This is a genomic window from Variovorax sp. 01N429 (assembly GCF_056399425.1).
Window position 1 is genome coordinate 108,472 of the sequence record NZ_JBFTRG010000014.1, and the last position, 26,196, is coordinate 134,667.

Annotated in this window: 24 protein-coding genes and 1 pseudogene; 10 read left to right on the top strand and 15 right to left on the bottom strand. The window is 64.6% G+C overall.

Features of this window, described 5'->3' with window-relative positions:
- The first annotated feature begins 44 nt into the window (after positions 1 to 44).
- The 6 genes from AC1DSF_RS22665 (at position 45) to AC1DSF_RS22690 (ending at position 7,827) form a co-directional block, all read left to right on the top strand.
- Complete coding sequence (locus tag AC1DSF_RS22665; protein WP_478128789.1) at positions 45 to 1,001, top strand: TauD/TfdA dioxygenase family protein; 957 nt, start codon at positions 45 to 47, stop codon at positions 999 to 1,001.
- A 29-nt stretch (positions 1,002 to 1,030) separates the two neighbouring features.
- Positions 1,031 to 2,374 (top strand): ABC transporter substrate-binding protein, encoded by a 1,344-nt coding sequence (locus tag AC1DSF_RS22670; RefSeq protein WP_478128788.1) that lies wholly within the window; start codon positions 1,031 to 1,033, stop codon positions 2,372 to 2,374.
- Between the two features lie 10 nt (positions 2,375 to 2,384).
- Positions 2,385 to 3,293, top strand: coding sequence for a carbohydrate ABC transporter permease (locus AC1DSF_RS22675; protein ID WP_478183473.1), 909 nt, complete (start codon positions 2,385 to 2,387; stop codon positions 3,291 to 3,293).
- Between the two features lie 31 nt (positions 3,294 to 3,324).
- On the top strand, positions 3,325 to 4,173 hold the full coding sequence (locus AC1DSF_RS22680) for a carbohydrate ABC transporter permease (RefSeq protein WP_478128809.1): 849 nt from the start codon (positions 3,325 to 3,327) through the stop codon (positions 4,171 to 4,173).
- Between the two features lie 5 nt (positions 4,174 to 4,178).
- A complete protein-coding gene (locus AC1DSF_RS22685; protein ID WP_478183474.1) occupies positions 4,179 to 5,246 on the top strand; it encodes an ABC transporter ATP-binding protein in 1,068 nt (355 codons plus the stop codon).
- Between the two features lie 154 nt (positions 5,247 to 5,400).
- The gene (locus AC1DSF_RS22690; RefSeq protein WP_478183475.1) at positions 5,401 to 7,827 is read left to right on the top strand and encodes a tachylectin-related carbohydrate-binding protein; all 2,427 of its coding nucleotides are present in this window, start codon (positions 5,401 to 5,403) and stop codon (positions 7,825 to 7,827) included.
- Positions 7,828 to 7,872: 45 nt separating this feature from the next.
- On the opposite strand, the gene AC1DSF_RS22695 is transcribed toward AC1DSF_RS22690, so the two are convergent.
- The 6 genes from AC1DSF_RS22695 to AC1DSF_RS22720 form a co-directional block, all read right to left on the bottom strand.
- Positions 7,873 to 13,095, bottom strand: a complete 5,223-nt coding sequence (locus AC1DSF_RS22695) for an amino acid adenylation domain-containing protein (RefSeq protein WP_478128784.1) — start codon at positions 13,093 to 13,095, stop codon at positions 7,873 to 7,875.
- A gap of 186 nt (positions 13,096 to 13,281) precedes the next feature.
- Entirely contained in the window at positions 13,282 to 13,740 is a 459-nt protein-coding gene (locus AC1DSF_RS22700) for a hypothetical protein (RefSeq protein ID WP_478128783.1), read from the bottom strand.
- A gap of 109 nt (positions 13,741 to 13,849) precedes the next feature.
- Positions 13,850 to 14,815: a DHHA1 domain-containing protein gene (locus AC1DSF_RS22705; RefSeq protein ID WP_478128782.1), complete on the bottom strand. Its 966-nt coding sequence runs from the start codon at positions 14,813 to 14,815 to the stop codon at positions 13,850 to 13,852.
- A 162-nt stretch (positions 14,816 to 14,977) separates the two neighbouring features.
- Positions 14,978 to 15,898, bottom strand: a complete 921-nt coding sequence (locus AC1DSF_RS22710; RefSeq protein ID WP_478128781.1) for a quinone oxidoreductase family protein — start codon at positions 15,896 to 15,898, stop codon at positions 14,978 to 14,980.
- Between the two features lie 49 nt (positions 15,899 to 15,947).
- Positions 15,948 to 16,076 (bottom strand): hypothetical protein, encoded by a 129-nt coding sequence (locus AC1DSF_RS22715; RefSeq protein WP_478128780.1) that lies wholly within the window; start codon positions 16,074 to 16,076, stop codon positions 15,948 to 15,950.
- 47 nt (positions 16,077 to 16,123) lie between these two features.
- Positions 16,124 to 16,405 (bottom strand): hypothetical protein, encoded by a 282-nt coding sequence (locus AC1DSF_RS22720; RefSeq protein WP_478128779.1) that lies wholly within the window; start codon positions 16,403 to 16,405, stop codon positions 16,124 to 16,126.
- Between AC1DSF_RS22720 and AC1DSF_RS22725 the strand changes: the two are divergent.
- From AC1DSF_RS22725 to AC1DSF_RS22740, 4 genes and pseudogenes are all read left to right on the top strand, one after another.
- A pseudogene (locus tag AC1DSF_RS22725) lies at positions 16,404 to 16,859 on the top strand (FAD-dependent monooxygenase); the annotation flags it as partial. The gene AC1DSF_RS22720 and the pseudogene AC1DSF_RS22725 sit on opposite strands and share 2 nt — an antisense overlap.
- 50 nt (positions 16,860 to 16,909) lie before the next feature.
- On the top strand, positions 16,910 to 17,548 hold the full coding sequence (locus AC1DSF_RS22730) for an aromatic-ring hydroxylase C-terminal domain-containing protein (RefSeq protein ID WP_478128778.1): 639 nt from the start codon (positions 16,910 to 16,912) through the stop codon (positions 17,546 to 17,548).
- Positions 17,549 to 17,570: 22 nt separating this feature from the next.
- Positions 17,571 to 18,578, top strand: a complete 1,008-nt coding sequence (locus AC1DSF_RS22735) for a VOC family protein (RefSeq protein WP_478128777.1) — start codon at positions 17,571 to 17,573, stop codon at positions 18,576 to 18,578.
- A gap of 184 nt (positions 18,579 to 18,762) precedes the next feature.
- Positions 18,763 to 19,311, top strand: coding sequence for an MFS transporter (locus AC1DSF_RS22740; RefSeq protein ID WP_478128776.1), 549 nt, complete (start codon positions 18,763 to 18,765; stop codon positions 19,309 to 19,311).
- On the opposite strand, the gene AC1DSF_RS22745 is transcribed toward AC1DSF_RS22740, so the two are convergent.
- The 9 genes from AC1DSF_RS22745 to pxpB form a co-directional block, all read right to left on the bottom strand.
- Entirely contained in the window at positions 19,228 to 20,070 is an 843-nt protein-coding gene (locus AC1DSF_RS22745) for an ABC transporter substrate-binding protein (RefSeq protein ID WP_478128775.1), read from the bottom strand. The two genes, AC1DSF_RS22740 and AC1DSF_RS22745, sit on opposite strands and share 84 nt — an antisense overlap.
- A 50-nt stretch (positions 20,071 to 20,120) precedes the next feature.
- Positions 20,121 to 20,855: an amino acid ABC transporter ATP-binding protein gene (locus tag AC1DSF_RS22750; protein ID WP_478128808.1), complete on the bottom strand. Its 735-nt coding sequence runs from the start codon at positions 20,853 to 20,855 to the stop codon at positions 20,121 to 20,123.
- A gap of 102 nt (positions 20,856 to 20,957) precedes the next feature.
- Complete coding sequence (locus AC1DSF_RS22755; protein ID WP_478128774.1) at positions 20,958 to 21,713, bottom strand: amino acid ABC transporter permease; 756 nt, start codon at positions 21,711 to 21,713, stop codon at positions 20,958 to 20,960.
- Between the two features lie 5 nt (positions 21,714 to 21,718).
- A complete protein-coding gene (locus tag AC1DSF_RS22760; RefSeq protein WP_478128773.1) occupies positions 21,719 to 22,420 on the bottom strand; it encodes an amino acid ABC transporter permease in 702 nt (233 codons plus the stop codon).
- 29 nt (positions 22,421 to 22,449) lie between these two features.
- Positions 22,450 to 23,202, bottom strand: a complete 753-nt coding sequence (locus tag AC1DSF_RS22765; RefSeq protein WP_478128772.1) for an SDR family oxidoreductase — start codon at positions 23,200 to 23,202, stop codon at positions 22,450 to 22,452.
- Between the two features lie 207 nt (positions 23,203 to 23,409).
- Entirely contained in the window at positions 23,410 to 24,174 is a 765-nt protein-coding gene (locus tag AC1DSF_RS22770; protein ID WP_478128771.1) for a LamB/YcsF family protein, read from the bottom strand.
- Positions 24,175 to 24,191: 17 nt separating this feature from the next.
- The gene (locus AC1DSF_RS22775) at positions 24,192 to 24,569 is read right to left on the bottom strand and encodes an acetyl-CoA carboxylase biotin carboxyl carrier protein (protein WP_478128770.1); all 378 of its coding nucleotides are present in this window, start codon (positions 24,567 to 24,569) and stop codon (positions 24,192 to 24,194) included.
- Entirely contained in the window at positions 24,566 to 25,555 is a 990-nt protein-coding gene (locus AC1DSF_RS22780; RefSeq protein ID WP_478128769.1) for a 5-oxoprolinase subunit C family protein, read from the bottom strand. The genes AC1DSF_RS22775 and AC1DSF_RS22780 overlap by 4 nt, the downstream gene beginning before the upstream one ends.
- Positions 25,552 to 26,190 (bottom strand): 5-oxoprolinase subunit PxpB, encoded by a 639-nt coding sequence (gene pxpB, locus AC1DSF_RS22785; protein ID WP_478128807.1) that lies wholly within the window; start codon positions 26,188 to 26,190, stop codon positions 25,552 to 25,554. Before pxpB ends, AC1DSF_RS22780 begins: the two co-directional genes overlap by 4 nt.
- Between the last annotated feature and the right edge of the window lie 6 nt (positions 26,191 to 26,196).

A 26,196-nucleotide genomic window follows, 5' to 3' on the forward strand; every position in this document is an offset into this window, starting at 1 on the left:
GAATCGCGCGCTCCGATTCATCACCTTCTTCCGAGCACCATCCGATGAGCACCCATGCACCCTCCTCCATCGACACGAGCTTCGGCGATCTGCGAATTCGCCGTGTGGCCGGCCACATCGGCGGCGAAGTCGAGCATTTTCAGCTCCGGCCTGACCTCGCGCCGCAACTGATCGAGCAGCTGAACGCGGCCCTGGTCAGGCACAAGGTTCTCTTCTTCCGGGGACAGGGCCACCTCGACGACGCATCGCACCAGGCTTTGGGCGCACGCTTCGGCCGCACGGTGTCGCACCCGACAGTGCCCTCGCCCGAGGGCACGCGGCTCTTCGAGCTCGATGCGTCCAAGGGCGGCGGCCGCGCCGACTCGTGGCACACCGACGTCACCTTCGTGGAGGCATTCCCGAAGATCTCGATCCTGCGCGCCGTGAAGATCCCGGCCTTTGGCGGCGATACCGTCTGGGCCAACACCGCGCTGGCGTATGAGCGGCTGCCCGAACAGCTCAAGCAGCTCGCGGATCGGCTGTGGGCCGTGCACAGCAACGACTACGACTATGGCGCCGACCGCGTCCAGGTCGAGTCGGCGCGGCTCGACCATCACCGCAAGGTGTTCGTCTCTGCCGTGTTCGAGGCCGAGCATCCTCTCGTGCATGTTCATCCGGTGTCTGGCGAACGCGCGCTGCTCCTCGGGCACTTCGTGAAGAAGCTCGTGGGCCTGTCGAGCAGCGAATCGGCACGCATCTTCGAGCTGCTGCAGAACCGCGTGACACGCCTCGAGAACACAGTGCGTTGGAGTTGGCAGCAGGACGATGTGGCGATCTGGGACAACCGGGCCACGCAGCACTTCGCGATCAATGATTACGGAGACCAGCCGCGCCTCGTGCGGCGTGTGACGGTGCACGGCGAGCCGGCAGTGTCCATCGATGGCCATCGCAGCCGCACGCGAAGCCGCCCCGAAGCCATCAATGACGCACGCATCGATGAAGTCATCGTTGCCACCGCCTGAATTTCCCGTGACTCCGCAAGCCCTGACCCATGACCCATCCTGATTTTCAGCGCCGCCGTCTACTCCAGACCTCGGCCGCACTCGGCGCCAGCGCACTCCTGCCGCACATCGCCGGTGCCCAGGGCAGTGCCAAGAAGTTCGCAGGCGTCACGCTGAACGTCTCTACGTTCAGCGCGGCCTATCCCAAGCTGCTGCAGCAGTGGCTACCGGAATTCGAGGCGCTCACCGGTGCGAAGGTCAACTTCGATGCGCCATCGTTTCCGGTCTACAACCAGCGCGCGGACCTGGAACTCTCCACCAAGGGCTCTGCCTACGACGTCGTCAATGTCACGTTCATCTACTCGAGCCGCTGGATCAATTCGGGCTGGCTCACGCCGCTGGACGACTACATCCGAAACCCGAACCTCACGCCTGCGGATTGGGACATCAACGACTTCCTGCCCGGCGCGCGCGCGCCGGAGACCGGCAGGGACGGGAGGCTCTATGGCGTGCCATGGACGGCCGAAGCGCTGCTGACGGCATCGTCGCGCTTCGATCTCGTGGAGAAGGCCGGCCTGGCCTTTCCGGACACCACCGACGATCTGGTGAAGGTGCTGCGCGCCGTCAACAAAAAGGAGCGCGTGGCCGGCTTCGTCGCGGACAACCACTATGGCTGGACCTTCGTGCCCTATCTGCAAGCCTTCGGCGGCGACGTGTTCCGGAAGGCGCCGGACGATCTGTTTCCGACCCTTGATACGCCCGAAGCGATCGCGGCCGGCGAGTACTACGCCAACCTGCTGAAGGAGTTCGGTCCGGACGGGGCCATCACGTACCAACCCGACCAGGTGACGCAGGCGCTGAAGCTCGGGCGCGTCAACTTCACGGACGCCGGCCAGCTGTACCTGACGCAGCTGGGCGATCCGGCCACCAGCAAGACGGTCAAGACCGTCAAGTTCGGCCTCGTGCCGAAGGGGCCCGCGGGACGCTTCCCCGGCACCGCCGTGCACGGGCTCGGCATCCCGGCCGGTTCGAAGCAGAAGGAGGCCGCCTGGGCGTTCATTCAGTGGGCGCTGAGCAAGCAGATCACTTCGCGCGCGGTGGCGGCAGGCTATGGCTCGCCGGCGCGGCGCTCCAACATCGACTCGCCGGAGTTCCGCAGGAAGCAGGTCATCAACGGGAGCGACCTCGCGAAGCTGTCGCTCGACTCGATCGAGTTGGCGGCGAAATCGGGCCACATGAAGTACAGGACGGTCTCGGTCTATCCACAAGTCGACCAGCAGATCAACAAGGCGATCGAACTCATTGCGAGCGGCCAGCTCTCCGCGAAACAAGCCTTCCAGCAGGCCCAGGCGAACACCATTGCGGAACTGAAGCGCGGCGGCGCCAAGCTGTAGCCGACTCGCCATGGCACATGCACTTCCCGCGGCGCATTGGCAGGCCGAGCGGCGCCGGGCGTTGCTGCTCGGCCTCTCGCCATCGCTGGTGGTCCTGCTGCTCATCACCCTGGTACCGGCCGCGGCTCTGGTGGTCGCGAGCTTCACGCCGCTGAGCCTGACCGACCCTGTCGCAAGCTTTCGCTTCGATGATCCGCTCGTCAACTACCGGCAGCTGTTGCACGACGACCGGTTCCTGGCGTCTGCCCTCGTGCAGATCAAGCTTTCAGCGTCGAGCGTGCTCCTGCAGTTGACGGCTGGCCTCGGACTGGCCCTGCTGCTCAACGGCAAGTCGCGCCTGCTCGAAGGCATGCGCACGCTGTTCCTGATCCCGATGGTGCTGCCGCCAATCGTGGTCGCGCTGATCTGGAAGATCATGTACACGCCCGACGTGAGCCCGATTCACCGCACGCTAGAGACACTCGGCTGGCCAATCCGCTCAGTGATAGCGAATCCGGACACTGCGCTGTGGGCCATCTCGCTGGCAGACACCTGGCAGTGGTTTCCCTTCACCATGCTGATGGTGCTCGCGACTCTGCAGATGATCCCGGACGATCCGATCGAAGCGGCCACATTGGAAGGCGCGAACCGCTGGCAACTGTTTCGCCACATCGTCCTGCCGTACCTCCGGCCCGTGCTGGTCGTGTGCGGCTTGTTTCGCCTGATCGACAGCTTCAAGGCGTTCCCGCTGATCTACGTCCTGACCAGCGGCGGCCCCGGATCGGTCACCGAAGTCACCAATTTCTACGGCTTCATCCAGGCCTTCAATTTTTCATACTGGGGCTATGCGAGCGCGATCGCGACCGTGATGCTGGCCGCGGTGTTCGTGCTGAGCTGGCTTGTGGGGCGGCTCGGCTGGAGTGACCATGACCGGCGCTAGTTCCGTGATCGACACCGCCGCCGTGCGGACCATGGGCTTCGACACGCCCCCTCCCCTTCGCGCGACTGAAGCAGGCTGGTTCTCGGCCCATGGACGCGCCATTGCAGTCTCGCTGTTGCTGCTGCTCGTGTTGTCGCCTTTTCTCTGGCTCGTTCAGCTGGCTTTTCGGCCCGCGGCCGACGTCTTCGATGAGCGCCTCCTCTTTGTGCCCACTCTGGAGGGCTTTGCGAGCCTGCTGCAAGGCAATTTCCTGAAGTCCTTCTGGAACAGCCTGGTCGTGAGCGCGCTGTCGACCGGCTTCTCGCTGGTGCTCGGGGTGCCTGCGGCCTACGCGCTGACCCGCTGGAATTTCAAGGGCCGCGACCGCATCGCGCTTTGGATCCTGGTCACGCGCATGGCGCCGCCAATTGCATTCACGATCCCGTTTTTCCTCGCCTACCAGTACCTCGGGCTGCAGGACACGGTGATTGGCCTGGCGATCGTCTACCTGACTTTCAACCTCGCGATCGTCATCTGGCTCATGCAGACCTTCTTCGAAGCGGTGCCCGCCTCGCTGGAAGAAGCGGCATGGATCGACGGTTGCGGCATCTGGCAGGCCTTCTGGCGCGTCGCGCTGCCGCTCACTGCACCCGGGCTTGCGGCGACAGCGGTGCTGTGCTTCATCTTCTCGTGGAACGACTTCTTCTACGCACTCATCCTCACGCGTACCAACGCGATCACGGCGCCGGTGGCGATCGTCAACTTCCTGCAGTACGAAGGCTGGGAGTGGACCAAGATCGCCGCGAGCGGCACTCTGGTGATGTTCCCCGTGGTCATCTTCACCGTGCTGGTTCGCAAATACCTCGTGCGCGGCCTCACCGCCGGCGGCATCAAGGACTGACATTCATGGCTTCCATCCAGGTTCGCGGGCTCTTCAAGAAATTCGGCAATACGCCGGTGATCCGAGGCATCGACCTCGACATCCATGACGGCGAGTTCGTTGCCCTCGTCGGCCCTTCGGGCTGCGGCAAGTCGACGCTGCTGCGCATGATCGCCGGGCTCGAGAGCATCGTCGAAGGCGAGATCGTGCTCGGCGATCGGCGCATCAACGACATGGCACCGCGCGATCGAGACGTCGCGATGGTGTTCCAGAACTACGCGCTCTATCCGCACATGACGGTGGCGCAGAACCTCGGCTTCGGCCTCAAGATCCAGGGCCACAAGCCCGGCGAGATCGAGCGCCGCGTGCGGCAGGCCGCCGAGACGCTCGGGCTCGGCGGCCTGCTGCAGCGGCGACCGCGCGAGCTGTCAGGCGGCCAACGCCAGCGCGTGGCGATGGGCCGCGCCATCGTGCGCAAGCCGCAGGCCTTTCTCTTTGACGAGCCGCTGTCGAACCTGGACGCCAAGCTGCGCGTGCAGATGCGCACCGAGATCAAGTCGCTGCACCAGCGGCTCGGGACGACCACGGTCTACGTGACGCACGATCAGGTCGAGGCGATGACCATGGCCGATCGCATCGTCGTGCTCAGGGACGGACGGGTCGAACAGGTCGGCACGCCGCTGGAGCTCTATGACCGCCCTGCAAATGCCTTTGTCGCGGGCTTCATCGGTTCGCCGTCGATGAACCTGCTTGCAGGTCGGCTGCAGTTGGACGGGGCTCCACACGTGCTGACGGACGACGGACTGCAGCTCCCCCTTGCACAGGTTTCGCGCGGAGCCCATGGCGATCGCGTGCTGTATGGCGCCCGGCCGGAACACTTCACGATCGACGCGGAGCGCGGCGTAGCGGCTGACGTGGTGGTCGTCGAGCCCACCGGTTCCGAGACGCAGGTGGCGTTGCGATTCGGGGGCCAACAGGTGGTGGCGGCCTTTCGGGAGCGCATTGCCGCGCGTGCCGGAGACCGCCTGGCGCTTCGGCCGCTCGCGCATGAAGCGCATCTCTTCGATGCCGTTGGAGGACAGCGGCTCAACTGACAACATCGCATCCCTGCCGACGAACCGCCCGGACCTTCGCTTCGCCATAGGCCTTTTGCACACTGCCCGCCGCATTCGATCACTGCCATCATCAAACCTCGCAAGCAAACCTGCTTTCGCTTTGGGGCGGACATGCAGGGCAAGGAGGTATCTCGTGGCAACGACTATCGAAGCGCAAGGCGGAGCGAGGCTCGCTGCCGTTGACGAACACACCTCCGCCAGCCTCGTCGTTCAACCCACGGCTTCGCATCCGATGCCGCAGTTGACGTCCGGCGTCACTCAAGCTCATGCAGCGCCCGCATCCCTTGCGTTCCAGTCGAATCTCGCCGCTGGCAACTTGCTTGCGACGCCGGACAGTTCTCTGGACGTCCTCGCCTTCGGTCGGCAGGCGGCCCAGTTCACCGCGCCCGCCAATCAAAAGCCCTTGGTCGAACCGACCGACAGCTTCATGGCGTACATCAATGCGAACCTCTACCTGCCGCAGGTCGAAGGCCCTCCCATCCAGCTGCCTGGAGCACTGCCACGCCGCGTGGACCATCGTGCCTGGCAAACCGATTTCCGAGTCAGCCAGGGCGGTCGCGGAACCTGCTGGGCTTTCGCGGGCTGCGCCGCGCTCGAGGCTGCGTATGCGCGCCAGGGCATTCATGTGAAGCTCTCGGAGCAATATCTCTTTCATATCTCGAAGGCGCACGAGAACCAGCGCGCGGGCGGCGGCATCCATTCGCTCATCGGCTTTCAGGGAAGCGCCGACGTCGTGCATCACATCAAGTATTGGTATCTGCCGATCTACGACTATGGGCCGTACATCGACCAGGGGCCGCTGCAGCAGCTCGCGGACTCGATCCCGGGCACGGGCGGCGGACTCGCCAATGCGGCCGGCGGCACGCTGGCGCAGGCTGACTGGTTCGAATACGACCTGCGCAACATTCCGCTGAATGCCTCGTGGTTCTGCCAGTACAGCGTGGACAACTTCAGCGTCATCACGAACTACACCGACAACGACCTGAAGAAGGTTCTGGCCGCGGGCTATGACGCCGTCATCGACGTGCCTGGCCACACGATGGTCTGCTATGGCTACGACGATGACCTCGGGGTATGGCTGATCAAGAATTCACAGGCATTGCCGGGCTTCCAGACGATGAAGTATTCGGGCGATCCGGTGTTCACGCTGACGAGGAATGCGGCCTACTACATCACCTCCGTGCGCGCGCCGCAGATCCAGTGGGGGCCGCTGTGGGTTGGCCGCTGGGAGATCGATCATGACGGCTGGCGCGGCCGGCTGGTGATTCGCCGCTATCTGGACATCCGAGCGGAATCTGGTCCGCCGCCCGCCAGCGCCCCGATCTCCCTGGGCACCTGGTATGGCCTCGATGGCGGCGTGCTGCCGGTGAGCGGCGGCTTCGTCGATGGCGGCCGGGGTCTCAGATGCAACATTGGCACGCAGCCTTTCGAGATCTATCTGCACTCCAGCGATCCTTACCGTGCCGCGGGCCGATGTCTCTGGAACAACATCTGGTTCGGCGTGGTGATGTCGCGCGGGACCGAGCTCGGCGCCGGCGCGACATTCGACCGCAGCGAAACGATCGGCCTGTGGGACACGGTGCACGATGGCTGGAAGGGCCAGGTGCGCGTGGGCGTCGACGCCAGCTACAAGCAGGCCGCCGATGGTGTGGCGCGCGCTGCGTGGATCGATGCAGCCCCCGCGAATGCATTGCACCAAGTCGACCTGCACGTGGACTTCGGCGGCGACAACCGCAACCAGCACTTTCAGCTGCTGCATCACACGCATGAAGATGGCCTGATGGGCGGCGTCACTCAATGGAGTCAGCGCGACTGGCCGGTCGAAGCGAGGATGTCGGCCAATTTCTATGTCGTTCGCGATGACGGCACCCTCAACTGGTATCGCCATCTCGGGCGCTACACCCGGAGCTTCGACTGGGACCCGCCGAAGGCTGTCGGTACCGGATGGAACGGCTTTCACTCGCTGTTCGGTGGTGGCGATGGCGTGATCTACGCCATCCGAAACGACGGCGTGCTGCTCTGGTACTACCACGAGGGCCGCAACCAGGGCGCCTTCCAATGGAATGGACCCAAGGAAGTGGGCACCGGCTGGAGCCAGCTCTCCCGCGTGTTTGCCGGTCCGGGCGGAGTGATCTACGCTGTGAAGTCCAACGGCGACCTGGTGTGGTATCGGCATCTGGGGCGGCGCGACGGCGCCTTCTCATGGGAGGGGCCCTACACCGTCGGCTCAGGGTGGAACGCCTTCACCGACGTGACGGGGACACCCGGCGGGTCCATCTATGCACTGACGCCGGACGGCCGGCTGCTGTGGTACAGGCACTATGGCCTTGACCATGGCTATCCCGTCTGGGTCGGCGCCGTTCAGGTCGGCGTGGGTTGGCAGGCGTTCGACCGCATCTGGGCGGCAGGCAACGGCTTCGTCTACGGCCGCAATCGCAATGGTCAGCTCTGGGTCTGGCGGCACCACGGTTTCGAGACAGGCGCGGGCGATTGGACGTCGGGGGTGCAGGTGGGAACGGGCTGGGGAGGCCAGGGAGTTCGGGACGTGCTCTTGACCTGATGCCTGGTCAATGACGCCGAGCGCGGTTCATTGCGTTCATTGCGTTCATTGCCTCGCCAGGTTTTCTTTTCGCGCGATCTGGCCAAGCGTCTCATACACCAGGCGGATGGGTGCGATGTTCCAGCCCAGGCGTTCGCGAATGCGCAGCACCGCGCGCATGGCCAGCAACGAGTGGCCTCCCAGGTCGAAGAAATTGTCCGCGGGCGAGATGTCTTCCTGGCCAAGCAGGTCGGACCAGATTTCGGCGATGGCGATTTCTTCGGGTGTCGGCAACCGTTCGCTGGGTTGCTGCGATGCCGCCCCTGCATCGCTGGCGGGCTTTGGCAGCGCGCTGCGATCGATTTTGCCGTTTGGGAGCAGCGGCAGTTGGTCCAGGCAGACGAAGTGCTGCGGCAGCATGTAGTCCGGCAGGCGCTCGCGAAGAAACTGCCGTAGCGCGGCCGGATCGGTCCCCTGTGTGTGCGTTACGCAATAGGCAACCAGTCGGACATCGTCTTCGCCTTCGGAGCGCGTGTGGACCACGCACTCGCGAACCGAAGGGTGTGCCGACAAAGCCGCCTCGATCTCGCCCAGCTCGATGCGAAAGCCGCGCACCTTCACCTGATGATCCAGCCGGCCCATGTGTTCGAGCACGCCGTCGTGGCGCCATCGAACCAGGTCGCCCGTACGGTACAGGCGCGCGCCGGGTTCGTCGCTCCAGTGATCGGGCACGAAGCGCTCGGCCGTCAATTGATCGCGCCGGTGGTAGCCCAGCGCGACACCCATTCCGCCAATGCATGCTTCACCAGGCGCACCGATGGCACACGGCTGGCCAAGCGAGTCGAGCACCCACACAGAGGTATTGCCGATCGGGCGGCCGATGCTGATGCCCTGCTCTGGCGATTGCACCTGCCAGCACGTCGACCACACGGTGGTTTCGGTCGGGCCATACATGTTCCACAGCGCCGTGCTGCGTTCCATGAGTTGCTCGGCCAAGGCGGGCTGCAGCGGCTCGCCGCCGATGAGCGCGCGAAAGCCCGGCCCACCGGTCCAGCCGGTGTCGAGGAGCGCGCGCCAGGCCGACGGCGTGGCCTGCATCACGGTGGCCTCATGGCGCTCCAGCAGTTCGCGCAATTGCGTCGGGTCACCGACCTGCTCCCGGCTCGCCACGATGACTTGCGCGCCCACTGCAAGCGGCAGCAGGAGTTCGAGCACTGCGATGTCGAACGACAGTGTGGTCACCGCCACCAGCCGATCGCTCTCGAGCAGTCCTGGCTCACGCGCCATCGCCACCAGGAAATTGACCGCGGCCCGGTGCGGCAACGCGACGCCCTTGGGTTGGCCCGTTGAGCCCGACGTGTAGATGATGTAGGCCGCATCCAGCGGCTGGGCATCCAGCGCCGCATCCGGCGCCAGCGCGAGAGTCGATGCATCGGCGGTTCCGAGGACATTCGGGTCGAGCAATGGCACATCGACGCCATCGAAAGGCGCGGCCAGAGCCTGCGGGACCAGGATGGCGGAAAGGTCGGCATCCTCGGCCATATAGCCAATGCGGGCCGCAGGAAAGGTTGGGTCCAGCGGGACATAGGCTGCGCCCGACTTCAGCACGCCGAGCAGCGCCACCAGCATGGAGGCGTCGCGCGGCAGGCTCAGCCCGACGCGGTGCCCCCGCGCGATGCCACGCGCACGCAGCGCGCGGGCCAGCATGTTCGATTGCGCCTCGAGTTCGCCGTAGCTCATCTCGCGCCCGGACGCATCCACCACGGCGACCTTGTCGCGCCATGCTTCGCTGGCTGTGCGCAGATGCCGATGCAGCACCGGCTGCTCGGGCAGCGGCATCTGCGTGGCGTTCCAGTTGTTGCGAAGCAGGGCCAGTTGGGCCGGAGCAACCACCGAGTAGGCGGACAACGGCCGCTCCGGGTCGGCCAGCACCTGTTCGATCAGGGCAATGAAGTTCTCCAGCATGCGCTCGGCGGTCACACCCGCATAGAGCTCGGTCGAGTATTCGAGGTGGATGCGGTGCGCGAACTCGGTGTCGATGTGAATCGAAAAATCGAACTGCGATGCCGTGCGCTCGTGCTCGAATTCCTCGTAGCTGAAGTCGACGGGCTCCAGTCCGCCCACCGGCGCATTGAGCACATTGAACAGGACGCGCACCAGACCTTCGGATTGCGTCATTCCGCCCTGCCCCAAGGCTTCCACGAGTTCGTCGTAAGGCGCGTCCTGGTTGGCATAGGCCTCGAGCGCCGTGTCGCGCACGCGCCGCACCAGTTGCAGGAAGCCGGGGTCGCCGGAGAGATCCGTGCGCATCACCAGAGTGTTGACGAGCGTTCCGACCAACTGCTCGGTGGCCAGATGGTGACGGTTGGCGATGGGCGTGCCCACGGCGATGTCGGTCGTGCCCGCTTGCCGTGAGAGCATGAGCTTGAAAGCCGCCAGCAGCATCACGAACGGCGTCACGCTGTGCCGTGAGCAGAAATCACGTACTGCTTCGCGCAGCCGCAAGGGCAATGCGGCCGAGACTTTCGCGCCTCGGTAGGCGCCCTGCTGAGGCCGCGCAAAGTCGATCGGCAGCGACATCGGCTCCAGGCCGCGCAGGCGATCGAGCCAATAGTCCATCTGGCGCTGGCGCTGCAACACCATCTGCGGCGAGCGCTGCCAGACGGCATAGTCGGCGTACTCGATGGGCATGGGGGCAAGCCGGGGCTCGCGACCGTCGCGCAACGCCGAGTAGAGAGCGAGCATCTCGCGCATGAGCACCGCCATCGACCAGTTGTCAGTGATCGCATGGTGCATGAGCCAGAGAAACACGTGGTCGTCCGCGCCCAGCCGCAGCAGTGTCACCCGGTGAAGCGGCGGCTGTGCCAGATCGAACGGCGTGGCCGCGCGCTCGCGCAACAGCGCACGGGCAGTGGCCAATCGTTCGCCGGGCTGCAGCGCCTGGAGATCGATGTGCTCCACCTGCACTGGGAAGCTCGGCAGGATCAACTGGACCGGCTCGCTCCCCTCCATCCTGAAGTAGGTGCGCAAGCCCTCGTGGCGCTCGACCAATCGTTCGGCTACTCGCTGGAAGAGCCCATGGTCGAGCGGCCCTCGCAGCCGAAGCGAGACTTCGACGTTGTACGCGACGGAGGCCGGGTTGAACTGCTGGATCACCCACATGCGCCGCTGCGAAAGCGAGACGGGCAGCGGCTGGCCCCGCGGCACGGTGACGATGGTCGCGGCCGCCGCGGGCGCATCGTCTCGCATCGCCTCCGCGACACGGGCAGCCAGCGCTGCGACCGTGGCGTGCTCGAAGAGCGCCTCCAGGGGCAGCAGCACGCCCAGCCGATCGTGAAGTCGCGATGCGACTTGCGACATCATGAGTGAATTGCCACCGAGTTCGGCAAAGGTTTCGAGCACGCCGAACGCGCTGGTGCCCAGCACCTCTTGCCAGATGTCCCACACGGCCTGCTCGCCGGCATCGCGCGGCGCAACCTGCGCTGTCCCGCGACCCTGCCGCTCCACCGCCAGCAGGTCGAGTTCGCCGGCCAGCCACGCTTGGCGGGTCGACTGGCGCTGGACCTTTCCGCTGGACGTGCGAGGCAGGACGCCGGCCCGAACCACCGCCACCGCTTCAATGGGCACCTCATGCGCCTGCGCCACTGCCCGGCGCACCGCGCGCGCAATGTCTGCCGCGTCTGCGCTGGCGGTGAGACGCTCGACTTCGAGCACGATCACCACGGCCTCGCCCTGGTCGCCCTGCTCGCCTTCAATCCCGCCTTCAACGCCGAAGGCCGTGCTGAAGCCTGCGCGAATCGCGGGATGAGCCAGCTCGGCCGTTTGTTCGATGTCCTGCGGATAGTGGTTCTCGCCGCGGATGACGATGAGGTCCTTGTGCCGGCCGGTCACGAACAGTTCCCCGTGGTCGACAAAGCCCAGGTCGCCGGTGCGCAGCCATGGGCCCGGTCCGTCGGCCAGCGTGGCGCCGAAGACGGCGCGCGACTGCTCGGGCTGACGCCAGTACGCCTCCGCGACTGCGGGCGAGCGCACCCAGATCTCGCCAACGCGATCCGCCGGACAACGCATGCGAGTGTCCGTGGCAACGATCGCCACTTCTGTGTCCCGCAGAGGCGCTCCGCAGCTGACAAGCGTGCGCGTCGTGCCATCTGCAACGAACTGCTTGCGCACCTGGTGCGTCTGCAAAGCCGCAGCGTTCAGGTGGAGCAGTCTCGGAGGCTTGTCGTGCGCGACGCAAGTCACACCGAGCACCGATTCGGCCAACCCGTACCCTGGCGAGAACGACGCGGGCCGCAAACCTGCCGGCGCACAAGCCTGAAGAAAGCGCTGCACCGTACCGGCTCGGATCGGCTCGGCGCCGCAACTAAGCGACACCACAGTGGACAGATCGCCGCCATAAGGCTGCCCCGCCAAGTGGCGCAGACAGGTGGCATAGGCGGAATCCGGCGCGCCGCTGTGTGTGATTCGCAAAGCGCCGAGCGCGTCCAGCCAACGCAGGGGCCGGCGCAAGAAGGTCAAGGGCGACATCAGCCAACTGGCGATGCCGAGTTCCATCGGCGCCAGGACGCCGAACATCAGCCCGTAGTCGTGAAACTGCGGCAGCCACGTGAGCACCCTGCTCTCGGCGTCTGCGCCGCTGGCGACGATCAGAGCGCGTGCATTGGCAAGCGCGTTGCCATGGGTGATGCACACGCCGCGCGGCGCCAAGGTCGATCCTGAGGTGTATTGCAGATAGGCGAGTGTGTCGGGCGCCACGGGCCCCTCGGGTGCTTCGGCTGGCGGCAGGGCCATGAGTTCACCGGGCGTGAGCCAGCGCGCGTGGGCGGCGTCTTGCGGGCCGAGCAGATCGCCCGCGGATTGGCGGATCGATTCACCGATCAAGACGAGGCTTGCACCCGCGTCGTCCACGATGAGGCGCAGACGCGGACCTGCGCGCAGCAGCCGGATCGGATCGGGCGGCGGAACAGGTACGGCCACACGGCCGGTCAGCATGCAGGCCCAGAAGGCGCGCACGAAGTCCAGCCCGGTCGCCAAGGCGAGCAACACCCGGTCGCCCGGCTGCGTGACCGTGACAAGACGTGCGGCCATCGCGCGTGACTGCTCGCCCAGTTCAGCGTAGGTCAGGCTTTCGGCCGTCGTCAGGTCGTCTCGCAGCACCGCGTAGGCTGGACGATTGCCGCCGCCAGCGCATCGGGCTTCGAAGAGCGAGGCCAGGGTGCCGGATGAGACCACCTGCTGCCCGCTGTTTCGGGAAGGGACGCCTTGAATCAAGAGAAGTCGAGCGGTCATTGATCGCGAACTGCGACAGTGGCAGATGTGGGTGCACTGCACAAAAGATTAGTCGGACGCATGATAGTGACGCCTGCATCCGCTCTGCGCCCCTTGCGGCGGGACGGTCGCAAGTCCTACAAAAGTCGACAACCACCACTGACTCGGACACCCCGTTTACGCTAACGCCGGCCTCGATACCCGGCCTTAATCCGCATAGCGCAGAAAGACAGGCGTCACTTCCCGCAAGAACTTCACCTCGTCCGGCGAAATGATTCGCGGCTCGACGTCGAAATGGATGAAGGTTCCATACGGCGTGCCATCGCTGCGGGTGAGCAAGCGTCCGTAATAGGACTCGATGAGACCGGCATGGGGATGGTCCGCCAACGCCAGATCCTTGGAGGCGTGGCTCGTCATGAATTGCCCCTTCTCGATCGCGAACCTGCAAAGGCTCTTGCTGAGCGGAACGACTTTCAGCCACGTGCGGTATTCGGCGCTCCGGTCGAACACATGCGCCGCGCGCATTGTGTCGCCGTCCAGCTTGTAAAGGCCGGTGTACCGATATTCGGTCCGGTCGTTGAGCATTGCCAACGCACGGTGAATTCCGTGAGTCGCAAGGACATTGCGAACCGCGTCGGCTTGCACGGACAAGTCAATCTCAAGCATGGAGGAGTCTTGGAAAGGAGGGCAGAAGGACTGGCGCCGCCAGTGGCTGCGGATTATTGGCGCGGGCGACAAAACCCCGCCCGGGCGGGGGCACTCGGTGGCCGTGACCTCAGCACCCTTGGCTCGCGGGAGGCGGCTCGTTCCACCGCTTTCGGGCAAAGGCTTCGACGAAGCGGGGTAGCTCTTCCAGCGCCAGGCCGTCGATGCCTGCGGCTCGCGCTCGGCCTCCGCCGCCGAATTCGCGGCACAACTCATGCGCTCCCCACGGCGAGGCCAGCGGTGCGCGGACGCTCACGGCATACCCCTGCCCCTGCGCTTTCAGCACTGCGTGCGCGCGCTCGGGCTCGGCGTTCGCGAGTTCGTTGGCAAAGCAGCCGAGCACGCGCCGACTCCAGGGCGCATCGGGCAGCAGGTGCGCACTGGCGAGCGCGCCCTCGCACAGCGGAGGCACCACGAAAGCCTGCCGGAGATCCTTGCGGCGCATCGCATCGATCTCGTCGACGACAGGCTCGTGCGCCAGCATGTCACGCGGGTCCTCATAGCGCACCATGACTTCATACAAGCGCCGCGGCGCGATGCACACGTCGCGCTCGTCGTCGCCATAGGCGTTGTAGTTGATCGCCTCGCCGAGCCGCTGAAGCAACGCATGGTCCCCCGTGTCGAAGCCGGTGCCTGGCGAGAGTCGCTCGACGGTCATCGACAGGTTGTCTCCATACGCGCCCACCATGGCCCAGGCACGATAAGCGCCGTCGAGATGCCGATCGACGAGCAGGCTGGTGCAGACGTCGCTCGCGCAATCGATGTGCGATTCAAGCAGCCGGTGGTCGGGAATGCGCTTGACCACATGGTGATCGAAGTAGCGCACGCGAACGCCGGCCTCCAGCAGGCGAAGCAGGTCGGCGCTGTTGCGCTCCATCGAAAGATCGAACACGTTGACTTCATCACCGGGCTCGGCGTCCACCTGCGCGAGCAAGGCGATGTCATGCTTCAGGCCGGTCAACAAAGTCGCCGGCGACGGATCGTGCCAGTGCCATTGCACGGCCGCACAGAGGCCGTCCGCGTCACCGTTGCACACGTCAATGCGCCGCGGGCTTTGTAGGTTTCTCGGTTGACCTGGAACGTGCAAGCGAATCCTTTCAATCAAGGACTTGACCGAAGCCGCCGTCATGAGCATACGCACAGCGCGCGAGCGGTCAAGCACCCGACGCGCGCGAGGGCCCTGCCGCGGACCTGAGAACTAGGGCACCAGAATGGCCGACCCCGGGCGACGGCGGGCCGCGATGTCCTGGTGCGCACGGGCTGCTTCGGTCAGCGGATACCGGGTGATGTCGATCTGCCCAAAAGTACCGGCGCGAAGCGCATCGAAGACGGCTTTTGTCGCCTCGGCACGCGCGTCACCCTTCAGGTGCTGCGCCATTGGGCCGCCCGTCAACTTGACGCCACGCGCCGCGAGCGCAGAAGCTTCGATGTCCGGGGCGCCCGAGGCCGCGCCGATGTTGACGATCGTGCCCCCTTCGCGAACGGCCTGTGCCGATGCTTGAAAGGTCGCCCTCCCCACGAACTCGTAGACGACGTCCACGCCTCGCGGCGCGATCGCGCGAACCTGCGCCGCCAGGTCTTGATCGCTTGAGACGAGCGCGTGGTCTACATCCGGCCGCAGCGCGTCACGCTTATTCGCGCCAGCCGTGCCGATGACGGTCGCACCTCTGGCTTTGGCCCAGCGCGACAGCAACAGGCCGACGCTGCTGGAGGCGCCTTGCACAAGGATCGTTTCGCCCGGCTGGAGCCTATGGAATCCGTTCAAGGCGGTCCAGGCGGTCAGGCCTTTGGTCAACACGGCGGCGGCCTCTTCCGTCGATACATCCTCGGGGAGGCTCACCAGCGCTTCGGCCTCGATCAGCCGCTCGGCTGCATAGCTGCCCGGCGACAGGAAATAAGCCACGCGGTCGCCAACGCCAAACTCGCTGACACCAGGACCCACTGCCTTGACGACGCCGGCGCCTTCGACGCCGGGGACTGAAGGCAATGCAACCGGATAGATCCCTTGGCGAAAGATCGTGTCGATGAAGTTGATGCCGATGGCCTCGTGCCGCAGATGCACCTGGCCTGGCCCTGGATCGCCAACCGTGGCTTTCCACTTGGAGGACTTCGGGTCCACCGTATGCGTGAAAACGAATGACTGTGCTCATGGCTGACTTTCCTGGTTTCTAGTGGACGAGTAGTGCAAGGCCGTATGCGATGAGTGCCGCCACGAACGGAACCACAAGGCACGGAAGAATGAACAACGCGGCGCCGAGCTTCTCGTGGTGCGTTTCGACAAGTCTCCAAAGCTTCATTTCGGTCTCCTGTGATGAGTCAAGCCTGCACACACGCGTCGCCTGGTCTAACGCAGGCGACCCTCCGCGCGAAGCCGCCTGCCGATTCGAGCGATCTCCGCCTCGCCTTCCTGGAGAGCTGCGCGCGACGTGTGAACGGAGTAGTAGCCCAGCACCAGGTCGTGCGGATGCGGGACCGCCGATCCGAGGATGAAATCGGTCATGCCGTCCGCCGTGAACGCCAGCGCATCTTCCGATGGCTCGAAGACACCGAGTTCATCCTGCAGGCGCTCTCCGGACACCTGCAAGGCGCCTTCAAGCGCGATGTGCAACATCCCGCAGCACGTCATGGAGCCGATCCTGCTCGATGTGGCGCGCGAACTCGGGGGCAAGTTCCTCTTCAATACCGAGCTGGTTTCGATGACGCAGACCGATGATGCCGTTCGGTCCATCTGCCGTGACCGGCTCAGTGGCGAAGAGTTCGAGGTCGTGTCTCGCTATGCGATCGGATCAGACGGCGACAACAGTGTGGTCGCAAGTTCCATGGGTTTCGAGATGGAAGGAGAGATGGGCCTGGGCGCGGCACTGAACGTCTGGATCGAAGCGGATCTCACTCCCTACGTAGCCCATCGGCCCGAAGTCCTCTACTGGATCACTCAACCGGGCAATGACTACTTCGTGGGCAGCGGAACCTACATCTGCGTGAAGCCCTTCACCGAGTGGGTGATGGTCTCGATGTACGACCCCGCCGCCGGGGAAGCCGACTTGAGCGAGCAAGCCCTCATCGCCCGGGCCCGCGCAACCATCGGTAGTGACGACGTGGCCATCCACATCAAGGGCGTATCGAAAAAAACATGCGCCCGATTTCCAGGGCACTCGGATTCGCACCGGGGCAGACTGAAGCCGAAGGCTGGGCCAATCTCGACGAGCTATTCAGCGACACGGCGCGCGGCCGCGAGCGGCGTGATGCACTGCGCGATGCGGTCGATCTGCAGAACTATCAGTTCAACTGCCACGGTGTGGAACTCGGCCAGATGTACGACTCCGGCGCAGTCGTTCCGGACGGGCGCGTGCGCCCTCCCCCGGTGCGAGACAGCGAGCTCTACTACACGGCCACGACGCAGCCGGGCGCCAGCCTTCCGCATGCGTGGCTCCAGCAGGGGCACTCGCGGGTATCGACCCTGGACCTGGTTGGAAACGGCCGCTTCACCCTGCTGACCGGCGTCGGCGGCGAAGAGTGGCGCATCGCGGCTGCCGCAGTCGCCCGGCGCCTGGGCATCGACCTCAACGTCCATTCCATCGGCGGACCGAACTGCGACGCCCATGACGTCGACGGACGCTGGCACAAGGTCTCCGAACTGTCGGATACCGGCTGCGTGCTCGTGCGCCCGGATCGCCACATCGCCTGGCGAGAGCGGGACATGCCTGACAAGCCTGCCGAAAGGCTCGAACTGGCGATGCGCACCGTGCTCGCATTGCCAACACACCCCTGACACCACCCCCAAGGAGACCGCCATGTCCTGGAACATCGCTGACGAGTCACGCTTCGGAATTCACTCCATCGACCATTTCGCCCTCGAAGTGCCTTCGCTGCCGGAGGCCGAGGCATTCTTCTCGAGCTTTGGACTGCGGGTTGCCAAGCGGCAGCAAAGTCTCGAGCTCAGCGCGCAAGGCCACTCGCACACCTGGGCGCGCATTCACGAGGGGGCTCGCAAGCGACTGGCTTACCTGAGCCTCAACTGCTTCGCGGAAGAGTTCGAAGGCTTGTGTTCCCAACTGCAACGTGCTGGTGCGCGTCCTGCGATAGGGTTGCCCTATGTGGATCGCATAGGCACATGGTTTCTCGATCCGGACGGGAACCTGCTTCAGCTCAAGATCGGACCCAAAACAACCCCCTCGGGCCTGGCGCCCATTGAAGGGATTGCCCGGCGCGCCGGTCAGCGTGGCTCGCAGTCCCGCGCAGGCGCCAGTCGAGTACACCCTGGACGCCTGTCGCACGTCGTCCTGTTCACATCGAGCGTCGACATGTCCCTCGCGTTCTATCGCAACGCCTTGGGGTTGCGCCTGTCGGACCGCTCGGGCAATGCCGTCGCCTTCACACACGCGCGACACGGCAGCGACCATCACCTCATCGCATTCGCCGCAGGCGGCGCCAAAGGCTGGCACCACAGTGCATGGGACGTGGCCAGCGTCGACGAGGTGGGCGCTGGTGCAGAGCAGATGCGCAAGGCGGGCTACACGCAAGGCTGGGGTACCGGCCGTCACGTTCTCGGCTCCAACTACTTTCACTACGTGCGAGACCCCTGGGGATCGTTCGCCGAGTACTCCGCCGAGATGGACTTCGTTCCGAGCGGCACGCTATGGCCCGCCGCGAACCACCCGCCCGAAGACTCCATGTACCTCTGGGGTCCGCAGCTGCCGGCGGACTTCGTGAACAACAACGAGTTCGTCGCATCGCGCGGCGCATCCGCATCCGCATCCGAGATTCGCAACTCCCAACTCAACCGCAAGGAAGCCAGATGATCCCGATTCCAACCATCGCAGCCGCCGCCATGCCCGCAGCCTCCGACTCGGATTCCGATCGGCCCAAAGGCTATGAATGGGATCTTTCTGCTTGTCGCGGTTCCCGGACTCATTGTGGCGATGCTGTCGCAGAAGGTCCTGCGCCAGTCTTCGCCGCGCCAGATCGCCGCTCACAGCATGACGCATGACGCATGACGCCGGGCAGCATTGCTGGCACGAGGTCTTCAGGTACCGCAACGTGCCACTCGCGGTCCTCTGTCAGTTGTTCTGGCTGACCTGCATCGTCGTTGTCGCGGCACTCTTTCCAAGCTATCTCGTCGACTATCTGCACCTCGGCATGGACCAGATGGGCTTTGTGCTGTCTTCGCTTGGTTTCGGGGGAGCGATCGGCGCGTTGACTTTGCCGGCGCTGTCGGACCGCATCGGCCGAAAGCCCGTCATGGTTCTGTCAGCAGTAGGTGCCTTCGTATCGTTCTGGATCTTCCTGCGCACGGGAGCGGAAACGACAACGTTGTTTTTCTGCCTGTTGATTGCAATGGGATGCCTCTGCAGTCTGTTGACGCTGACCGTCGGCCCGATCACTGCCGAGGCGGAGGGCTCTGACCTCGAACGCCTTGCGCCTTATGCGGGGAAGGCTGAACTTCGACAGTCAAGGAAGAAGCTCGAACTTCAGGTCGGAAAGTGGTGTGACCTTTTCCTCGCGCGTCATCTTGTACTCGGTGTTCGGGCCTAGCCATTTGTTCCAGATTTTGTCCAACTCGCCCTTCTTCTCCAACGAATAGAGCGCTTCATTCACCTTGGCCAGCAGCACGGGCTCGTCCTTCTTCATTCCGACACCGACGGGCTGGAAGACCATCGGCTCTTTGATCATCTTGAGTGCGACGCCCTCGCTCTTCGACTGATTGACCAGTTTCGTGATGGTCATGGTGTTTGCCACCATGCCTTGCGACTTGTTCTGCTGGACGGCCATGAAAGCGGACCCGGTATCCTGGAACGTCACCGGGTCGGAACCATTCATCTTGATCGACAGCTCCGATGTCGAGCCTTTGGTCGAGCTCAAGCGCTTGCCCTTGAAGTCGGCCTTGGTCGTGCCTGGGTCTGAAGCCTTCACCGCCAGCATTTCCTTAGCGACGTAGTACGGATCGCTGAACTGAATCTGCTCGCCACGACTCTTCGTATAGGCCAGGTTGGCAATGGTCACGTCAACCCGGCCGAGCTTGACCTCCGGCACCCGCGCTTCAACCGACAACGGAGTGACCTTGGCCGTCAGACCGAGTTCCTTCGCGATCGCGTTGCAGAGGTCAACGTCATGACCCACCATCTCGCGCGTCTTGGGGTCCGGCGCTGCGAAGGGCGGCACGTCGGCGAAGGTGCCGCATTTGAGTTCCTTGCGCGCACTGATCTCGGCCCACTGGTCGGCTTGTGCCGCGAGCGAGCATGCGCAGAGGACCGCGGTGAGAGCGGCATGACGGGTGACGTTGGTTTTGGGCATGGAAACTCCTGGAAGATGTTCAGGCGTGAAAGAGCGAATAGGTCCCGCGGTCAATGCGCACGCAGGTCAGACAGGAAGCGCTGTGCGCGCGGATGCTGGGGCCGGGTGAAAAAGGTTTCCGGGTCGGCCTTTTCGAGGATGCGGCCGGCGTCCATGAACCAGACCCGGTCAGCCACCTCGCGCGCGAAGTTCATCTCATGGGTGACGCACATCATGGTCATGCCGTCATTGGCCAGACTTCGCATGACCGAGAGCACCTCTCCCACCATCTCCGGGTCGAGCGCACTGGTCGGCTCGTCGAAGAGCATCGCGGGCGGCTCCATCGCGAGGGCGCGGGCGATCGCGACGCGTTGCTGCTGACCGCCAGACAGTTGCGCTGGATATGAATTGGCCTTGTTCGACAGGCCCACGCGCTCCAGCAACTGGCCGGCCCGGACTTTGGCATCACTGCGCCTGACACCCAGCACGCGCACGGGAGAAAGCACGATGTTGTCGAGCACGGAGAGATGCGGGAAAAGGTTGAAACTCTGAAAGACGAAGCCAATGCGGCTGCGCAGCTTGTTGAGTGCATTGCCGCTCATCGGCGCATGGATGTCATGGCCGTCGAAGAGCAACTGGCCGGACCTGATTTCCTCGAGCCGGTTGACCGTGCGGATGAGGGTCGACTTACCGGAGCCCGAAGGACCGCAGACCACGACCACCTCCCCCTTCTTGACCTCGGCGTTCACATCCGTCAGGGCCTGGTACTCGCCATACCATTTGTTGATGTTCGAAAACAGAATCATGGTGTCGTCCTCGCCCGGCGGTTTGAGCTCAGCAGCTTTGTGTTCAAGAGAATCCATGGTTTTGTCTCCGTTTGGCATAGGGTTCACCGTCGAATCGCGGTGTCACGGATTGGCTGCTACCGAGGGCAGCGGCGGGTCGTCTTCCGAAGTGGCGGGGGTTGTCGTTCCAAGGCGCTTGTGGGCGACGCGCCGCTCGAGCCATTGCGCGAGTTGCGTGAGGCTGAAGCACACCACGTAGTAGGTCATCGCGAGGATGAAGAAGACCTGGAACGGCTTGGTCAGCAGCTGGTTGTTGATCTGGTTCGCCGCAAAGGTGAGTTCCTGCACGTTGATGACATAGCCCAACGTGGTCTCCTTGATGGTGGAGATGAACTGGCTGAGCATGCTCGGGAGCATGTTGTAGAGGGCTTGGGGCAGGATCACGAAAGCCATGGTGCCCAGGTGGCTGTGGCCCAGCGCGCGGGCTGTTTCCGTCTGTCCCTTGGGGAGGGCCTGGATGCCGGCGCGGACCACTTCCGACAAATACGCGCCTTCATAGATAACCAGCGTGCACAGCATGGTCGTGAAGCCAGAGATCTCCGTTCCGGTCAGAAGCGGCAGAAGGAAGTAGACCCACAGGATGACCATCAGCAGAGGCACACCGCGCACGACGTACACGAGCACAGTGGTAGGCCAGCGCAGCGCGCGCCAGGGAGACAGGCGTGCCAGCGCGAGCGCCACCGATACAGGAAACGCCAGCACAATGCCGAGCACCGAGAGAATGAGGGTGGCGCATATCCCCCCCAGCGGCCCGTTCGGATATTGACCTACCAGAAGCAGCAGCCAGTTGTCGCGCAGGATGTCGAAGATGCCGAACATGTGCCTTACCTCGCCGCGGCAGTGCGATAGTGCCGCGAGATCGCCGCGCCGACGGCCATGATCAGCAGCGAGACCAGCAGATACATCACCGTCGCGAGGCTGTAGGTCTCAAAGGTACGGAAGCTCTGGCTCTCGATCTCCTTGACCGCGTGGGTCAGTTCCGCCACGCCGATGGCCATCGCAAGGCTGCTGTTCTTGAACAGCGACACGCTGTGGTTCACGAGCGCGGGTACGGCGTTGCGCACCGCCTGTGGCAGCAAGACATGCCGCATTGCACCGAAGTAGCCATGGCCGAGTGCACGCGCTGCCTCCGATTGTCCCGGCGCAATCGCACGCAGCCCCGAACGCATGTCTTCGCTGAAGTAGGCCGCCTGGCAAAGGCCCAGCGCGACCACCGAAATGAGTGCCTCTGCGTTGTTGTTTGACAGCCAGGCCTGAACGGCGTCAGGCAACAGGCTGAAGATGCCGAAGTACCAGAGCATCAGCTGCACCAGCGTCGGCACGTTGCGGTGGTAAGACACATAGGCTGCTACCACGCGCTCCGCCACGCGGTTGGTGCCGAGACGGACCACCAGCAGAAGGATGGCCATCGACATCGCGAGCAGCCATGAGCCGAGTGCGATCTTCAGGGTCAGCGCCAATCCATGCAGGAGCATGGCGCCGAAATCGGGCTTCAGCAGGATGGCGAAGAGGTCGAAGTCCTTCATGAGGTCCTCTCGTTGGACAGGCGGCTTGGTCAGGCCCGCACCATCTCCGGCTTGGCGGTGGAAAGGCCGCCGGGTACCTGCAGCGTGGGCGTGATCTCCATGTGGCCGATGTTCACAGCGACAGGTGCCGCGATCGCGAAAGCAATGGCGCTGGCGATGTCCGGGGCCTCTGGCAATTCGTAGCCATCGACGAAGCGCTTGCGCGTCTCCTCGGAGTCGCCATGAACGTGCGCGAAGATATCCGTAGCGACCCGCCCCGGGCAGATCTCGGTCACGCGCACTCGCTTGCCGAAGCAGTCCACGCGCAACTGGCTCGATAGCATGCTGACGGCGGCCTTCGTCGCGTGGTAGGTACTGTTGCCGCCAAAGTTGTAGGCGGCGGCGATCGAACTGATGTTGACGACGTGACCGTTGTCGCGGGCCACCATGCCCGGAACGACGAGGCGGCAGAGATGCAGCACGGCGCGCAGGTTGACGTCCACCAGGAGGTCGATTCCTTCGGCATCGGCCGTCAGGATCGAGCCAGGGCGATCGACGCCGGCGTTGTTCACGAGCACATCGAACTTGACCTCCTTCGTGAGCCTGGTCACGCCTTCCAGGTCGCTCACGTCGATCGCGTGAGGGATGCAGCCCGTGCGCGCGGCGAGTTCCTTGAGCTTGTCGCCGCTCCGGGCCAACGCGTGGACCTCCAGGCCTTCCTTGCGAAGGCGCTCGACGACTGCGGCGCCGATGCCGGAGGAGGCCCCTGTCACGAGGGCGGTCTTGTAATCGGAGAAGGGCATGGGATCACTTTCTTTCTGAAGAGGGGCGACCTGTTTGACCGTGGCTATTTGGCCCTTTTTCGTCGGCTTGAATTCACTGTATCGACCGCACGTCGGTCGCGCCAAGACGGATTGGCTGTGGAGAGATAAGCCACTCTTATGTCGCCCTCGAAGGGTGCAGGTGGGCTTAGGGAAAGCACCATGTCCGTGCCGTTTCAACGGGCTGCGTCAAGCAGACTGGCGTGAGATCGGAACGACGCGACCGTGCGCCTCGACCACCTCGCGCACCCCGCGCGCGAGGGTCACTGCGCCCGGGGTGTCGCCGTGGACCAGGATGGAGTGCACGCGCATCGGTATCTTGTTGCCGGTATAGGTGGTGACGGTCCCCTCTTCCAGCAATTGACGCACACGAGCCAACACCTGATCCGCGTCGTGGATCACCGCGTTCGGCAGCTTGCGTGGGACCAGCAGGCCCGTGTCATCACAGGCGCGATCGGCCAGGAAAGTAGTACGGATACGCAGCCCACAGCGATCCGCCGCATCCTCGATGGCCCGGCTGGCCGAAGAACTGATCGTGAGCGACGAATCGAAGTCCGCCACCGCCCGCACCAGCGGCGCCGCGAGTTCCGCATCCGCCGCCGCCATGTTGCCGAGCGCGCCGTGAAAGCTCATGTGCGTCATGCGGTGCCCGACGGTGCGTGCGATGCCGGCCAGAGCACCGAGCTGGTAGACGACCGCCGCGACGAGTTCGCGCGTGTCCATCTGGATGGCCCGGCGGCCGAAACCGACCAGGTCCGGAAAGCCGACGTGCGCGCCGACGTCGACGCCGCGCTCCAGTGCGGTGCGCACGGTGCGGTCCATCGTCTGCGGGTCGCCTGCATGGAAGCCGCAAGCGACGTTCGCGGATGAGACGATGCCCAGTAGAGCCTCGTCATCGCCCATGCGCCAGCAGCCGAATCCCTCCCCGAGGTCTGCGTTCAGGTCCATGTCCATGAGAGCGTCCTTGGATGTCAGAGGGGGTGCAGGTCGACCAGTGCAGCGCCATAGCCCACTGTTGCGCCATCCTCCACGCGCAGCGCGGCGACGGTGCCGGCTCTGGAGGCGGTCACCGGCAACAGAAGAACGCCGATGCGCAGCAGTCCCAGCGTCTTCCCGGCGTGTACGTGCGTGCCGGCGCGCACGAATGGCGCCGAGGCGCAAGGGTGTGCATGAAGGAACACTCCGACCGAAGCGGAAGTCACGGTGTCCAGAGGCGGCGCATCATCGTTGCGTTGACCGCCGTTCCCCAGCCGCACGGTCGCCTCCGGCATACGCAACTCGAGAAAGCCGATGCCGTACGCCGCCATCCAGCGGGCGATCTGGTGCAGTTCGTCGGGCGCCTTCTTCACGCGGCGACTCCCGTTGGCGCGGTGCGTTGCAGCGCCACCATGCGCGCCACCTTCGCGAGCCAGCCTTCCTTCTCATCGAGCGCGGCCACAGCCTCTTCCCAGGTGGTCTCGATGAAGCGAATTCGGCTGCCGATCGGCGCCTGGCCCAGACGCCATAGATCGGCTTCGATCACCGCGCCAAATTTAGGGTAGCCGCCCGATGGTTGTGCATCTCGCATCTGGATGATGGGTTGACCGCTGTGAGGCACCTGGATCACGCCCGGAACGATGCCATGCGAACGCAATTCCATCGGCGCAAGCGGCCTCAACTCGGCGCCGGACAGCCGGTATCCGTAGCGGTCACTCTGGGCCGTGATGCGCCACTCGCCGGCCCAAAAAGCCTCGCGCGACGTCGCCTCGAAACCCAGGTACTCGGCGCCAGGCAGCACCCGCAGTGCGACTTTTCCGTCGCGTTGCTGAGGCAAGGCGATGGATGGCGGCACCAGCCCGAAGCCGGTGCGGCAGGCGCGCTTCGGATCGGCGGCCCGCAGGACGTCTCCCTTGCGCAGCGCCCGGCCCGCATGGCCGCCGAAGGCGCCACGCAGCTGCGTGCTTCGAGATCCAAGCACCTCCGGCACGTCGATTCCGCCCGGCAGGCACAGCACGGCGCGGCTCGCCCGCTGATTACCCTGCGGGACGCCCAGCGACAGCACCTGACCGGCGCGTGCATGGTGCGACCACCACGGAAGCAGCGATTCGGCATCCAGCTTCGCGCCCCAATCCGCGCCGGTCAACGCAAAGATGCTGTCTTCGGCGAAGCGAACCTTGAATGGAAAGACAGGGATCTCGATGCCCGCGGCACCCGGGTCATTGCCCAGCAGCAGGTTGCCCGCGGCCAAGGCCAGATCGTCCATGGCGCCGGCCGTACCGACGCCAAAGCGCAGGCTGCCCACGCGCCCAAGGTCCTGCACGGTCGCGAGCGCCGCATTGGAAAGTATTTCGATCATGCGTCTATCCCTTCGACAAGAAATCGAATGCGGTCACCCGGCTGCAGCGTGGCTGGCGGGTTTCGCCCCGGGTCGAAGAAGCTCATGGTGGTGCTTCCGATGGTGTTCCAGCCGCTCGGGCCCGCCGACGCCGAAACCCCGGTCTGTGCGCCGCCGATCGATACCGCGCCGCCCGGAATGCTGAGCACCGGCACCTGGCGCCGCGGCGTTGCAATCCGAGGATCCATGCCGCCGAGATAGCAGTAGCCCGGATGGCTGCCAAGCGCGTACACCAAGTACAGCGGCGCGCTGTGCAACTCCACGATCTCCTCGACAGACAATCCCGTGTGCGCAACGACGTCCCCCATGTGTGGGCCGGCCATGCCTCCATAGCGCACCGGCAACTCGACGATGCGGCCCTCGCGGGTGAGCGGCGTGACGGCTTCCCACGAAGCCGCCAGGCGTGCCTTCAGCTCGTCAAGCACGCGCGGCGGACGAACGAAGCTCAGCATCAAGTTGTTCATGCCGGGGACCGCCTCGCGCACCTCGGGCCATGCGGCCACCTCCTGCGCGAGTGCCCAGATGCGCTGCTGTGAACCAAGCTCCATCGCGCCGGGCGCTTCGAAGAGCAGCGCAGTGGTGCCGAGCGGGCTCATCGTTGG